At 69.4% G+C, this 11,755-nt stretch carries 17 protein-coding genes; 10 read left to right on the top strand and 7 right to left on the bottom strand.

Translation table 11 applies throughout. The features are described 5' to 3' along the window. The first annotated feature begins 27 nt into the window (after positions 1 to 27). Complete coding sequence (locus JWN21_RS13230) at positions 28 to 597, top strand: hypothetical protein (protein ID WP_299651067.1); 570 nt, start codon at positions 28 to 30, stop codon at positions 595 to 597. Here JWN21_RS13230 and JWN21_RS13225 read toward each other — a convergent pair. Both JWN21_RS13225 and JWN21_RS13220 read right to left on the bottom strand, forming a co-directional pair. Continuing rightward, positions 594 to 800, bottom strand: a complete 207-nt coding sequence (locus JWN21_RS13225) for a helix-turn-helix transcriptional regulator (protein WP_299651064.1) — start codon at positions 798 to 800, stop codon at positions 594 to 596. The genes JWN21_RS13230 and JWN21_RS13225 overlap by 4 nt on opposite strands. Continuing rightward, positions 797 to 1,228: a hypothetical protein gene (locus tag JWN21_RS13220; RefSeq protein WP_299651061.1), complete on the bottom strand. Its 432-nt coding sequence runs from the start codon at positions 1,226 to 1,228 to the stop codon at positions 797 to 799. Before JWN21_RS13220 ends, JWN21_RS13225 begins: the two co-directional genes overlap by 4 nt. A 107-nt stretch (positions 1,229 to 1,335) precedes the next feature. Between JWN21_RS13220 and JWN21_RS13215 the strand changes: the two genes are divergently transcribed. From JWN21_RS13215 to JWN21_RS13185, 7 genes are all read left to right on the top strand, one after another. Continuing rightward, positions 1,336 to 1,797 carry a YbgC/FadM family acyl-CoA thioesterase gene (locus tag JWN21_RS13215; protein WP_299651058.1) on the top strand — a complete coding sequence of 154 codons (462 nt, stop codon included), beginning with the start codon at positions 1,336 to 1,338 and terminating at the stop codon, positions 1,795 to 1,797. Continuing rightward, positions 1,794 to 2,486: a protein TolQ gene (tolQ, locus tag JWN21_RS13210; protein WP_299651055.1), complete on the top strand. Its 693-nt coding sequence runs from the start codon at positions 1,794 to 1,796 to the stop codon at positions 2,484 to 2,486. The genes JWN21_RS13215 and tolQ overlap by 4 nt, the downstream gene beginning before the upstream one ends. 7 nt (positions 2,487 to 2,493) lie before the next feature. Continuing rightward, a complete protein-coding gene (gene tolR, locus JWN21_RS13205; RefSeq protein ID WP_299651053.1) occupies positions 2,494 to 2,916 on the top strand; it encodes a protein TolR in 423 nt (140 codons plus the stop codon). Then, complete coding sequence (locus tag JWN21_RS13200) at positions 2,913 to 3,902, top strand: cell envelope biogenesis protein TolA (RefSeq protein WP_299651050.1); 990 nt, start codon at positions 2,913 to 2,915, stop codon at positions 3,900 to 3,902. The genes tolR and JWN21_RS13200 overlap by 4 nt, the downstream gene beginning before the upstream one ends. A gap of 114 nt (positions 3,903 to 4,016) precedes the next feature. After that, complete coding sequence (gene tolB, locus JWN21_RS13195) at positions 4,017 to 5,384, top strand: Tol-Pal system beta propeller repeat protein TolB (protein WP_299651048.1); 1,368 nt, start codon at positions 4,017 to 4,019, stop codon at positions 5,382 to 5,384. Between the two features lie 22 nt (positions 5,385 to 5,406). Beyond that, positions 5,407 to 5,940, top strand: coding sequence for a peptidoglycan-associated lipoprotein Pal (gene pal / locus JWN21_RS13190; RefSeq protein ID WP_299651046.1), 534 nt, complete (start codon positions 5,407 to 5,409; stop codon positions 5,938 to 5,940). A 251-nt stretch (positions 5,941 to 6,191) separates the two neighbouring features. Beyond that, positions 6,192 to 6,800, top strand: a complete 609-nt coding sequence (locus JWN21_RS13185; RefSeq protein ID WP_299651043.1) for a CPBP family glutamic-type intramembrane protease — start codon at positions 6,192 to 6,194, stop codon at positions 6,798 to 6,800. Here JWN21_RS13185 and ispG read toward each other — a convergent pair. The 5 genes from ispG to pyrE form a co-directional block, all read right to left on the bottom strand. After that, entirely contained in the window at positions 6,797 to 7,915 is a 1,119-nt protein-coding gene (gene ispG, locus JWN21_RS13180; protein ID WP_299651040.1) for a flavodoxin-dependent (E)-4-hydroxy-3-methylbut-2-enyl-diphosphate synthase, read from the bottom strand. The genes JWN21_RS13185 and ispG overlap by 4 nt on opposite strands. An 85-nt stretch (positions 7,916 to 8,000) precedes the next feature. After that, positions 8,001 to 8,723: a pyridoxine 5'-phosphate synthase gene (locus tag JWN21_RS13175; protein WP_299651037.1), complete on the bottom strand. Its 723-nt coding sequence runs from the start codon at positions 8,721 to 8,723 to the stop codon at positions 8,001 to 8,003. Beyond that, a complete protein-coding gene (locus JWN21_RS13170) occupies positions 8,720 to 8,950 on the bottom strand; it encodes a hypothetical protein (protein WP_299651034.1) in 231 nt (76 codons plus the stop codon). Before JWN21_RS13170 ends, JWN21_RS13175 begins: the two co-directional genes overlap by 4 nt. A 121-nt stretch (positions 8,951 to 9,071) precedes the next feature. Next, positions 9,072 to 9,443, bottom strand: coding sequence for a serine hydrolase domain-containing protein (locus tag JWN21_RS13165; RefSeq protein WP_299651031.1), 372 nt, complete (start codon positions 9,441 to 9,443; stop codon positions 9,072 to 9,074). Then, positions 9,440 to 10,021: an orotate phosphoribosyltransferase gene (gene pyrE / locus JWN21_RS13160; protein ID WP_299651028.1), complete on the bottom strand. Its 582-nt coding sequence runs from the start codon at positions 10,019 to 10,021 to the stop codon at positions 9,440 to 9,442. The genes JWN21_RS13165 and pyrE overlap by 4 nt, the downstream gene beginning before the upstream one ends. A gap of 188 nt (positions 10,022 to 10,209) precedes the next feature. Between pyrE and coxB the strand changes: the two genes are divergently transcribed. Together coxB and JWN21_RS13150 are read left to right on the top strand one after the other, a co-directional pair. Further along, the gene (gene coxB / locus JWN21_RS13155) at positions 10,210 to 11,382 is read left to right on the top strand and encodes a cytochrome c oxidase subunit II (RefSeq protein WP_299651025.1); all 1,173 of its coding nucleotides are present in this window, start codon (positions 10,210 to 10,212) and stop codon (positions 11,380 to 11,382) included. A 1-nt stretch (position 11,383) separates the two neighbouring features. Continuing rightward, positions 11,384 to 11,755 (top strand): cbb3-type cytochrome c oxidase subunit I (locus tag JWN21_RS13150; RefSeq protein WP_299651022.1); only part of this gene is annotated, 372 nt, incomplete at its 3' end.

Raw genomic sequence — 11,755 nt, 5'->3', positions numbered from 1 at the left:
GGGGGAGAGACTCCTGCGAGGTTCTCCATGCGAACGACAGTCACGACGTTCATTGCCGCGCTGCTCGCCGGCTGTGTCGGCCGACCCGCGCCGGTCGCGGTCGCGATTACGCCGCCGCCGCTCGCCGTGGTTGTGGACCGGCAGGCACCTGCGCCAAACCCGATCAACGCCGGGCTGAGCGAGGCGGCGACGTTGTGGCACCTGCGCGCCGGGCTGAACGTCGCGGCGCTGGCGTGTCGCGGTCCCGAGGAGGCGGTGCTGGTGGCGGGCTACAACGCGTTGCTCGCGCGCCATGCCGTGCCGCTCAAGGCGGCGGAGGCGGCCTATGCGGCCGAGTACCAGGCGGCGACGGCGGTCGGTCGCGACCGCTACGACGACCAGATGACGCGGTTGTACAATCATTTCGGCCAGTCGCGCGGGCGCTCGTCGTTCTGCGCGGCCGCGCGCGTCGCGTTGGTCGAGCTGGAGACGACGCTCGACCCCGCCGCCGATGCCGGGGCGCGGCTCGCCTCGCTCGACCAGCCGTTCGCGCCGCCCTGGCTGTCCGTCGACCCGCGCGTGTTCGGCGAGGCGCCCGTGCAACTCGCGTCGCGCTAGGTTTCGAGCCGGAACAACGCCTCCACCGGCTCGCCCAGCGTCGCCGCCAGCTTCAACGCCAGCACCGTGGATGGCACGAACACGCCGTTCTCCACCGTGTTGATCGTCTTGCGGCTGACCCCGACGCGCTCCGCGAGATCGGCCTGGGTCCAGCCCTTTGCCGTGCGCTTGTCGCGCAGATCGTTGGCGAGCCGATCGCTCATTGCAGCGCTCGACGCTCCTGGGTGGCGAAGCTGAGCAGCGCGGCCGTCAGCCCGGCGGTGACGACGACGTGAACCGCTTCGCGCGGCGTGATTGCGACGATCTGGGCCAGCAGATAAACGGCGATACCGCAGGCCATCGTCGCCCAGAACCCCGCCGCACAGGCGCGCAGACGGTGCAGCCGCGTGGTCTCGTCATTCAACAGCGCGCGCACCGCCGGCGAGCGGAACAGCCCGCCGCCCGTCGCCAGCATCAGCAGCAGCGCCGCCGTCAGCACCACCCATGCGCCGATCTTGAGATGATCGACCGTGCGTGTTCCCTCCTGCGACAGGAATATCGTCTGCTGCGTGAGCAGCAGGACGGCGAGCACGGGAATGATCCGCGCGCGGCGGCGGGTAAGTCGATCGGCCTGTTCGATGTCGCTGGTCATTAGTCGCTCCCCGATGTAACCTATGGGTGACATGTAACCCATAGGTTACACGTGTCAAGCGGCGTGCGGTCTTTCCCCCCCAGTCCCGTTCGGTTAACAGCGCGGCCATGGACGCAGCGGACCTCGATCAGCCGGTAAGCGGGCGCTTCGTGGGCGCGGAGCACCGCTATCCGCTGCGTGTGTTCTTCGAGGACACGGACCTGTCGGGCATCGTCTATCACGCCAATTACCTGCGCTTCATGGAGCGCGCCCGATCCGACATGCTGCGCGTCGCCGGCGTCGATCAGCGTAGCGTCATGGAGGCGGGCGGCGGCGCTTACGCCGTCGCCGACCTCCGCATCCGCTATCGCGCGCCCGCAAGGCTCGACGATGCGCTGCTCGTCGTATCGTCGCTAGCTGCCGTCCGCGCCGCGAGCGTCGTCATCCATCAACAGGTCAGGCGCGCGGCACAGGTGTTGACCGACGCCACGGTCACGGCGGCGCTGGTGTCCCCGGCGGGGCGGCCACGGCGCCAGCCGGCCACCTGGACCGCCATCTTTCGGCAGTTGCTGCCACAGGAGAACCCGTGAACCCCGTCCTTCTTACCGACCCGGCATCGCTGTCGCCGCTCGCGCTGTTCATTCACGCCGATTGGGTGGTGAAGGTGGTGATGGGCGGGCTGCTGCTTGCAAGCATCTGGACGTGGGGCATCATCCTCACCTTCTGGCGGCGCGTCGGCCGCACGCGTAAGGCGATGCGCGCGTTCGAGAGCGATTTCGCCAAGGCCGAGGACATTGACGCCTTCTACAAGGCGCATGCCGACAGCGCCTTGCCGTCGGCCCGGGTGATGGCGGCCGGCATCGCGGAGTGGCGGCGCTCGACCGCCGGCACCGGGGTCGACAAGGTCGCGACGCGCGAGCGGCTGTCGACCGCGATGGCGGCGGCGGCGGCGAACGAGGTGGATAGCCTCGCGGACAAGCTCAACGTGCTGGCGACGGTCGGCTCGGTGGCGCCGTTCGTCGGGCTGTTCGGGACCGTGTGGGGCATCATGCGCTCGTTCAGCGCGATCGCGCAGGCGCAGAACTCGTCGCTCGCGGTGGTGGCGCCGGGAATCGCGGAGGCGCTGTTCGCGACCGCGATCGGGCTGTTCGCGGCAATCCCGGCGGTGATCGCGTACAACCGCTTCAGCCACACGGTGAACAAGGTGGAGGCGAGCCTGGCGCGGTTCGCGGACGGATTCCACACCACCCTGTCGCGCCAGCTGGACAGCGTGAAGTGATCTCGCCGTGGCGATGAACTCCCCCCGTTCCGGTCGCCGCCGCGCGCCGATGGCGGAGATCAACGTCACGCCGCTGGTCGACGTGATGCTGGTGCTGCTGATCATCTTCATGGTCACCGCCCCCCTGCTGACCGCCGGCGTGCCGGTGAACCTGCCCGACAGCCGCGCCAAGCCGCTGGAGCAGGACCAAAAGCCGGTCGAGCTGTCGCTGGACGCGGCGGGCAAGTTGTTCCTCGACAAGGAGGAGGTGAGCGAGGCGGCGTTGCCCGCGCGGCTGGAGCAGCTCGCCGACCGGACCGAGCGGCCGCAGATCTTCCTGCGCGGCGACCGTTCGCTGGATTATGGGCGCGTGATGCGCGTGATGGGCGAATTGAACCGCGCCGGCCTTAACCGCGTTTCGCTGGTGACGACGGAAGAGGCCCGGCGGTGACTGGGGCGGACCGGGACCGGTCGCTGCCCGCCGGCGTCATCCTGGCGCTGGCCGCGCACCTCGTCATCTTCGGCCTGCTGTCGATCGCCTGGGGCCAGCAGCAGCCCCGCGCCTGGCCCGAGCCGGTGCCGCTGGAGGTCAGCCTGGTGGCCGAGGTCGCGCCCGAAGCACAAGCTCCGCCCGCACCCGAACCACCCGCGCCGTCGATCGCTCCGGATCAGGGCCTGCCGGAGGACGCAGCACCGCCTCCCCCACCTGCGCCGGCAGCGCTCCCCGAGCCCGCGCGACCAGCGCCACCCGAGCCCGTCGCCGCAAAGCCGGTCCCGGCCCCGAAGCCCGCACCCGTGCCGCCCAAGAAGGTGCCGCCGGTCGCCGCCAAACCTGTTCCCGCCAGGCAGCCCGCTGCAAAGCCGGCGCCCGCCAAGCCGAAACCCGCCGCCGCGAAACCCGCGGTAGCCAAGCCGGCGGCGACGAAGCCCTCCCCGGCGAAGCGGAGCGACCGTCTTGCCGGCCTGCTCCCGAGCACGGCGAGCGGCTCGAACGCGGCCGCGACGAATTCACGCCCGCGCGGCCAGCGGCTCGGCGACGATTTCCTCAAGGGCTTGTCCGCCGATGCGCCACGTCGGCCCGCCTCGAACGCCGCTCCCGGCGCGAAGCCTGGCCCCTACCCCACCGCCTCGATCGTCCAGGCGATCGCGCGTCAGATACAGCCCTGCGCGGATCGTCAGGTGAACCCCGGCCCGGGCGCGAATCGGATCGTGACCACGCTCAATATCCGCCTCAACCCCGACGGCACGCTGGCGGCGACGCCCACCAAACAGCGGCAAAGCGGCCTGAACGATGAAAACGAACGTTATGCACAGCGCGTCACCGACCTTGGCGTGGCGGCGTTCAAGGGCTGTTCACCGTTGAAGCTGCCTGCTGAATTCTACCAGACGGCGAGTGGCGGGTGGAACAACATCAACTATCAGTGGCAGCTGCGGTGAGGGGGCGGAGCAATCCGCCGGCCGTCACCCTGAACTTGTTTCAGGGTCCATGCGAAGCCGCTGGCGCGGGGCTTGCCGTTGCTGGTCGCGCATGGATGCTGAAACGAGTTCAGCATGACGAGGATTTCTGACGTGCGAGCACTTCTACTTCCCTTAGCCCTGCTCGCCGCACCGGCCTTGGCGCAGGAGCAGCCTGCGCCAGCCCAAGGCCAGACCCCACCTCCCCTCGAAGTCTCCGTCACCGGCGGCATTTCCGCGCCGATGCCGATCGCCATTCCGGCGATGCCGACGCAACAGGTGGTCGACACCGCCGCCGGCGCCACCGACGTGCTCGGCCGTCAGCTCGCGGAGATCGTCGCCAACGATCTGCGCGGGTCGGGGCTGTTCACGCCGGTCGCCCCTGCCCAGCTGCGGCCGGTGGCGTTCCCAGAGGTCAACGCGCCGCAGTTCGATTATTGGGGCGGCACGGGCGCGCAGGCGCTGGTGCAGGGCTTCGTGCGCGCCAATGGCGACGGCACGCTGACCGTCGGCTGCTATCTGTACGACGTGTTCTCCAAGGTCGAGCTGGCACGGCAGGGCTTCGTCGTCTCGCCTGGCGACTGGCGGCGGGCAGGCCATAAATGCGCCGACACCGTGTACGCCCGCCTCACCGGCGAAGGCCCCTATTTCGACAGCCGCGTCGTCTATGTGGCGGAGACTGGCCCCAAGGCAAAGCGCATCAAGCGGTTGGCGATCATGGATCAGGACGGGGCCAATCACCGCTTCCTGACCAACGGCCAGTCGATCGTGCTGACGCCGCGCTTCGCGCCCAACCAGCAGTCGATCGTGTATATGAGCTATCTGGGCCGTATCCCGTCGATCTATGTCTACGACATCGGCTCGGGGCGGCAGCGGCTGGTCGTGCAGAACGTCGCCACCACCTTCGCGCCGCGCTTCTCGCCCGATGGCAGGTCCATCCTGTTCTCGATGGCGCAGGCGGGCAATACCGACCTGTACCGCGTGTCCGTGACCGGCGGCACGCCGCAGCGGTTGACCACGTCGCCCGGCATCGACACCGGCGGCAGCTATTCGCCCGACGGCCGCCGCATCGTGTTCGAAAGCGATCGTTCGGGCGGGCAGCAGCTGTACGTGATGGCCGCCGACGGCTCCGACCAGCAGCGCATCAGCTTTGGCGGCGGACGTTACGCAACGCCGGTATGGAGCCCGCGCGGCGACCAGATCGCGTTCACCCGCCTGTCGGGCAATTTCCGCATCGGGATCATGTCGCCCTCCGGAGGCGACGAGAAACTGCTCACCGACAGCTGGCAGGACGAAGGGCCGAGCTGGTCGCCCAACGGCCGCGTCATCACCTTCTATCGCGCGGGTCGCGGGTCACAGGGCAAGGCGGATCTGTGGTCCGTCGACCTGACCGGCGTCAACGAGCGCCGCATCCCGACCCCGCTCGACGGCTCCGACCCCGCCTGGGGGCCACTTCGCCCCTGACGTCCTCCACGGGAGAAATCCAATGTCCAAAGTCACCCAAGTCCTGCTCGCCGCCACCGCGCTGATCGCCGTCGCCGGCTGCGCCAAGAAGCGCCCCGCGCAGCTGCCGCCGCCGCCGCTGACCGACACCGGCAACAATGATGCGGGCGCCGGCACCGGCACGCAGGACGGCTCAGGCTCCGGCGCGATCGCACCCGGCTCGGACGCGGACTTCCGGCGCTCGGTCAGCTCGAACACGGTGAACTTCCAGGTCGACGCCTATGACATCGACGCGACCGCGCGCGCGATCCTCGACTCGCAGGCGGAGTGGCTGGCGCGCAATCCCGCGCAGCGCATCACGCTGGAAGGCCATGCCGACGAGCGCGGCACCCGCGAATACAACCTCGCGCTCGGCGACCGTCGCGCCAACGCCGCCAAGAACTACCTCGCGGCGCGGGGCGTGGACGCCGGCCGGATGACGACGATCAGCTATGGCAAGGAACGCCCCGTCGCGCCCGGTTCGGACGAGGAAAGCTATGCGCAGAACCGGCGCGCGGTCACGATTGTCCTGAACTGATGTCTCTCTCCCTGCAGGCAACGCTCAGATCAAATGCCTGCTGCCCGAAGCGTTCGCGCGGCGCGAGGTGAAGCTGGCCGCGCCGGCCGCGGCGACCCGGGTGCGGCCCGCGAAGGGGGAAGGCGATAACTGATCGACGGTTCGACTGGCGGCTCTTCACGGCGCTCTGGCTCGCCGGGCTGCTCGGCGTCGCCTCGCTGCTATCCGCGCCGCTTGAGGTTATGCAGCCGGTGGGGCTTGGCTTCAGCGCGATGCAGTTCCGACTGCTGTCGCTGATCAACCCGCTGATCCTGCTGACGCTCGGCGTGATGATCGGCTGCCTGCTGGCACCCCGCCTCGGCCTCGATGCACCGCTGATCCGCGCGCTGCTCGCGCGCCAGTCGCCCTGGCAGGCGTTGAAGCCGCAGCTCCTGCCCGCCCTGCTGGCCGGCGCGGCCGTAGCGGCGATGCTTCTGGGCTACGCTCGCCTGAGTGCCGACTGGATGACCGGGGCTCCGGCGTTCGACATGCCGCTGCTGCCGAAGCTGCTCTATGGCGGCATCACCGAGGAGCTGCTCACCCGCTGGGGCCTGATGAGCCTGTTCGCCTGGGTAGCGTGGCGATTGACCGGCGCAAAGCGACCGGCGAGCCGGGCAGTGCTAGCGGTCGGTACCGTGCTCGCGGCGCTGCTGTTCGCCGCCGGCCACTTGCCCGTTCTCTACATGCTCCTGCCCGATCCGTCGCCGCAGCTGATCGCAGGCGTGCTGATCGGCAATGCTATGCCGGGGCTGTTATTCGGCTGGCTGTTTGCGGTGCGTGGGTTGGAAGCGGCGATGCTCGCCCACGCGTTTGCGCACCTGTTCTCGACGGTAATGGGCTAAGCCGCGACCTTCTGCTCGGTGGCGGCATCGATCTCCGCCGCCTTTGCCTCCACTAGCGCGACGATGTGTTCGATCATCCCGGCGTCCTGGACGTGGTGGTCGGTGACGCCCGACAGATAGACCATTTGCTTGCCGTTGCCGCCGCCGGTGATGCCGATGTCGGTCTCGCGCGCTTCGCCGGGGCCGTTGACGACGCAGCCGAGCACCGACAGCGACATGGGCGTGCGGATGTGCTGCAGCCGCTCCTCCAGCGCCTGCACGGTGCGGATCACGTCGAAGCCCTGGCGTGCGCAGGACGGGCAGCTGACCACGCGCACGCCGCGGTTGCGGATGCCGAGCGACTTCAGGATCTCGAAGCCGACGCGGACCTCCTCCTCCGGCTCGGCGGACAAGGACACGCGGATCGTATCGCCGATCCCGAACCAGAGCAGCGAGCCGATGCCGATCGCGCTCTTCACCGTGCCGCCGACGAACCCGCCCGCCTCGGTGATCCCCAGGTGCAGCGGGCAGTCGACGACTGCCGCGAGCTGCTGGTAGGCGGCAACCGCGAGGAAGAAGTCGGACGCCTTCACCGCCACCTTGAACTCGTGAAAATCGTGATCCTGCAGCAGCTTGATATGATCGAGCGCCGACTCGACCAGCGCGTCGGGGCACGGCTCGCCATATTTCTCGAGCAGATGGCGTTCCAGCGAGCCGCCGTTGACGCCGATCCGGATCGCGCAGCCGTTCGCCTTGGCGGCGCGCACGACCTCGGCGACGCGCTCGGACGAGCCGATGTTGCCCGGATTGATGCGCAGGCACGCGGCACCCGCGTCCGCCGCCTCCAGTGCGCGCTTGTAGTGGAAGTGGATGTCCGCGACGATCGGCACGCGCGCCGCGCGCACGATCTGGCGCAGCGCCGCCGTCGACTCGACATCGGGGCACGAGACTCGGATGATGTCGACACCAGCCTCCTCGCAGCGCCGGATCTGGTCGATCGTCGCGCGCGGATCGCTGGTCGGCGTGTTGGTCATCGTCTGCACGGTGACGGGCGCGTCGCCGCCGACGGGGACGTTGCCGACCATGATCTGGCGGCAGGGTCGGCGCGTGATGTCGCGCCAGGGGCGGAGGGACATGGGGGTTCCGTTCGGAGGGACTGCCCACGCTATATAGCGCGAATGTGACGGGCACGCACGCGAAGCGGTGCAGACGGCGAGGAGATCAGCGCGCGGCGTCCATCACTGCGCGCATCGCCCGCACCGCCTCCCCCAATCCGATGAATAGCGCGTCAGCGATCAGCGCATGGCCGATGTTGAGCTCGCGCACCTGCGGGATCGCGGCGACGGGTGCGACGTTGGCGACCGTCAGCCCGTGGCCGGCATGGACCTCCAGTCCGTTCTTCGCCGCCAGCGCGGCCGCGTCGGCCAGCCGGCGCAATTCGGTCGCCTGCTCCTCTCCGGTCAGCTCGGCATAGCGGCCGGTGTGCAGCTCCACCACCGGCACCGCGAGTCGGATCGCCGCCTCGATCTGGCGGGGGTCGGGCTCGATGAACAGCGACACGCGAACGCGCGCCGCGCCCAGTTCGCGCACCATCGGCGCGAGCCGGTTGTGCAGCCCCGCCGCGTCGATACCCCCCTCGGTTGTCCGCTCCTCGCGTTTTTCGGGCACGATGCACGCGGCATGCGGGCGATGGCGCAGCGCGATGGCGAGCATCTCGTCGGTCGCCGCCATTTCCAGGTTGAGCGGGATCGTCAGTTCCGCCGCCAGCCGCGCGATGTCGTCGTCGGTGATGTGCCGCCGATCCTCGCGCAGGTGCGCGGTAATGCCGTCCGCCCCCGCGTCCGCGGCGATCAGGGCGGCGCGGACCGGGTCCGGGTACGCCGTCCCGCGCGCGTTCCTGACGGTCGCGACGTGATCGATGTTGACGCCCAGACGCAGCGTCATGCCGGCGGGCCCAGCGCGGCGGCGAGCACGTCGTTCCCCTTCTCGAAGGCTGGCATCGTCGGCTGCTTGCGAGCGAACAGCCCGGCCTTCTTCGGCCGCAACGGCGCGACGATCCGCCGCTCGAACACGGTAGCAAAGGGCAGCCCGCTCGTCTTCTCCAGCACCGCGCCCATCAGGATGAAATCGCAGTCGCCATAGTGGAACGCGGCCGGCGCCGTGCCTGGCATGGGGCCCTCGCACCAGGTTCGCCCGGTGTCGGCACTGCCGAGCGCCGCCGTGTCGAAGCGCGGCCAATTGTCCGGGCCGAGCGGACTGTCTTGGTGCGCGCAACGCCAGAGATGTGCTGCATCAACATGCGCGGCGTGACGATTCGGCACCGGGGGCGCGGCTATCGGGCAGATAGGCGCGGACCGGGGTGTCCGGATCGGGCCGCCCGGCCGCGACCTCCTGTATCGCGATGGTGGCGGTCAGCTGCTTGGTGACCGAGGCCCAGCGCCAGATTTCTCCAAGCCGGTGTGGTGCTTCGCCCTTGGGGTCGATCGTGCCGAAGGCGCGCTCATAGACGATGCGATCGCCCTGCGCGATCAACACCGTTCCAGCGAATGCGGCCTTGTCGAGCACAGCGGTCACGCGCGCCGGGTCGAGCGCCATGGTCGGCGGCGGGGCGGACGGGGCGCACAGCAATGTCGCGGCGAGCGCCGCACCCCAATGCCGGATCACAACGCCCTGCTCCCTGGCTTGGTTGGTGGCATCGCCGCCAACTCGGGTGGCAGCGCGTCCGCAGCATAGGTCGGCACGTCGAGCCGGATCAGCGGGAAGAACGGCACGCCCAGCTCCGCCGTCCCGAGCGAGCGATCGACCAGCGCCGCCGCCGCGACCACCTCGCCGCCCGCCGCGCGGATCGCGGCGATCGCCTCGCGGCTCGACAGGCCCGTGGTCACCACGTCCTCCATCATGATCACCTGCTGCCCCGGCTCCAGCCGGAACCCGCGCCGCAGTTCGAACACGCCTGCCGGACGCTCGAGGAACATCGCCTCCACGCCCAGCGCGCGCGCGAGTTCCTGGCCGGCGATGACGCCGCCCATCGCCGGCGACACGACCGCGGTCGCGCGGCTCTTCACCTCGGCGGGCAACCGCGCCACCAGCGCCTCGGCCAGACGAGCGCCGCGTTTTGGGTCCATCAACACGCGCGCGCATTGCAGATAGCGCGGACTGCGCAGCCCGGACGACAGGATGAAATGCCCTTCCAGCAGTGCATCGGCCGCGTGGAACTCCCCAAGGACGTCGTCGTCGGTCATGTGGCCTGGCTTAGCTCCCTCCCGCCGGATTGATACGGACCATGTGCCCTCGCTGCAACGCAAAGCAATCCGCCTGACGACGACGCTTGAGGGCGGGGGCGGGCGTGCGTATAGGCTCTGGCCTACAAGGCGATTTGGTGAAGCCGCGCGGCCCCCTGGCGGGCCGCCGCACGAAGGTGATGGGACGCATGCGCAAGGGTTTGTTCAAGCTGGCGATGGTCGCGGCGCTCGCTTTTGGCGGGTTGACCGCCGCTGGCGCGCAGCAGCAGCCGGCCGCGGCCCCGCCCGGCACGAGCAACACCGCCCCGGCCACGGCCGCCGCTCCGGCCACCGCGCAGCCGGCCTCGCCGCTGCTGGCGCAGAACGGCGCGCCTGCCATCGCCATCGACCCCGATGTCGGCCAGCCACAGCCCGAGGGCTTGGGCGTCCAGCCGCAGGTCACGACAAACGGCAAATTCGCCAGCTGGTTTCACAACATCATCCTGATGCCGGTCATCACCGCCATCTCGATCTTCGTGCTCGGGCTGCTGGTGTGGGTCGTGATCCGCTACCGCAAGGCGCGCAACACCATTCCGTCAAAGACCAGCCACAACACTGCGATCGAGGTCGCCTGGACGCTGATCCCCGTCATTGCGCTGGTGATGATCGCGGTGCCCTCGATCGGGCTGCTGCAGGCGCAGTTCAAGCCCGCGCCGGCCAACGCGATCACGCTCAAGGTGATCGGCAACCAATGGTACTGGACCTACAGCTACCCCGATTTCGGCGACTTCGAGATCACCGCCAACATGCTCAAGGAGCGCGATCAGGTACAGCCGGGCGACCGGTTCCGCACCGACGCCGACGGGCCACGGCTGCTGGCCGTTGATAACCGCGTCGTGCTCCCCGTCGGCGTGCCGATCCGGCTGATCACCACGTCGGCCGATGTCATCCACAGCTGGGCGGTCCCGGCGTTCTGGTTCAAGCTGGACGCGATCCCCGGTCGGTTGAACGAATCGAGCTTCACCATCGACAAGCCCGGTATCTATTTCGGCCAGTGTTCGGAGCTGTGCGGCGCGCGTCATGCCTATATGCCGATCGCGGTGCAGGCGGTGTCCCCGGCCGTGTTCCGCCAGTGGGTCCTGGCCAAGGGCGGCACGCTGCCCGGCGCCGCCGCGGCCGCCGCACCATCCGCCGAGGTGATTCCGCAGCCGGGCGCCCCCGGTAACGCAGGTCCCGGTGCTGGCGGGGGCGTGGGCGCGCAACCGCCCGCCTTCACCACTCCGCCGGCCGGCCCGAACCCAGGCACGACCGCCCTTCCCGCCACCCCGCAAGGCGCCACCCGCAACGGCGACGTTGGCGGTGCCGGCAACGCTGGACAATAAGATGACCGATACCGCAATCAGCTCCGGCTTTCCGGCTCCCGGCAACCAGGCTTTCGCCGCGCACGAGGCGCACGACCACGCGCATGACGCGGACCACAAGCCGGCTTTCTTCGCGCGCTGGTTCATGTCGACGAACCACAAGGACATCGGCACGCTGTACCTGATCTTCGCCATCGTGGCGGGGATCATCGGCGGCGCGATCTCCGGGCTGATGCGCGCGGAGCTGGCGCATCCCGGCATCCAGTATCTGACGAGCTGGGCGCATTACCTGCCCGGTGGGCAGGGTGGGCTGGATCACTCGCTCCACCTGTGGAACGTGCTGATCACCGCGCACGGCCTGATCATGGTGTTCTTCATGGTCATGCCGGCGATG

It is taken from the genome of Sphingomonas bacterium, assembly GCF_028292945.1.
In the GTDB taxonomy this organism is placed as follows: Bacteria; Pseudomonadota; Alphaproteobacteria; order Sphingomonadales; family Sphingomonadaceae; genus Sphingomonas.
This window is presented reverse-complemented; position numbering and strand designations above follow the sequence as displayed.

What these genes read in the sequence shown, in the direction of transcription:
- JWN21_RS13230 (WP_299651067.1), top strand. Translation starts at nt 28, where the DNA reads ATGCGAACGACAGTCACGACGTTCATTGCCGCGCTGCTCGCCGGCTGT.
- JWN21_RS13225 (WP_299651064.1), bottom strand. Translation starts at nt 800, where the DNA reads ATGAGCGATCGGCTCGCCAACGATCTGCGCGACAAGCGCACGGCAAAG.
- JWN21_RS13220 (WP_299651061.1), bottom strand. Translation starts at nt 1,228, where the DNA reads ATGACCAGCGACATCGAACAGGCCGATCGACTTACCCGCCGCCGCGCG.
- JWN21_RS13215 (WP_299651058.1), top strand. Translation starts at nt 1,336, where the DNA reads ATGGACGCAGCGGACCTCGATCAGCCGGTAAGCGGGCGCTTCGTGGGC.
- tolB (WP_299651048.1), top strand. Translation starts at nt 4,017, where the DNA reads ATGACGAGGATTTCTGACGTGCGAGCACTTCTACTTCCCTTAGCCCTG.
- pal (WP_299651046.1), top strand. Translation starts at nt 5,407, where the DNA reads ATGTCCAAAGTCACCCAAGTCCTGCTCGCCGCCACCGCGCTGATCGCC.
- JWN21_RS13185 (WP_299651043.1), top strand. Translation starts at nt 6,192, where the DNA reads ATGCAGTTCCGACTGCTGTCGCTGATCAACCCGCTGATCCTGCTGACG.
- ispG (WP_299651040.1), bottom strand. Translation starts at nt 7,915, where the DNA reads ATGTCCCTCCGCCCCTGGCGCGACATCACGCGCCGACCCTGCCGCCAG.
- JWN21_RS13175 (WP_299651037.1), bottom strand. Translation starts at nt 8,723, where the DNA reads ATGACGCTGCGTCTGGGCGTCAACATCGATCACGTCGCGACCGTCAGG.
- JWN21_RS13170 (WP_299651034.1), bottom strand. Translation starts at nt 8,950, where the DNA reads ATGCCAGGCACGGCGCCGGCCGCGTTCCACTATGGCGACTGCGATTTC.
- pyrE (WP_299651028.1), bottom strand. Translation starts at nt 10,021, where the DNA reads ATGACCGACGACGACGTCCTTGGGGAGTTCCACGCGGCCGATGCACTG.
- coxB (WP_299651025.1), top strand. Translation starts at nt 10,210, where the DNA reads ATGCGCAAGGGTTTGTTCAAGCTGGCGATGGTCGCGGCGCTCGCTTTT.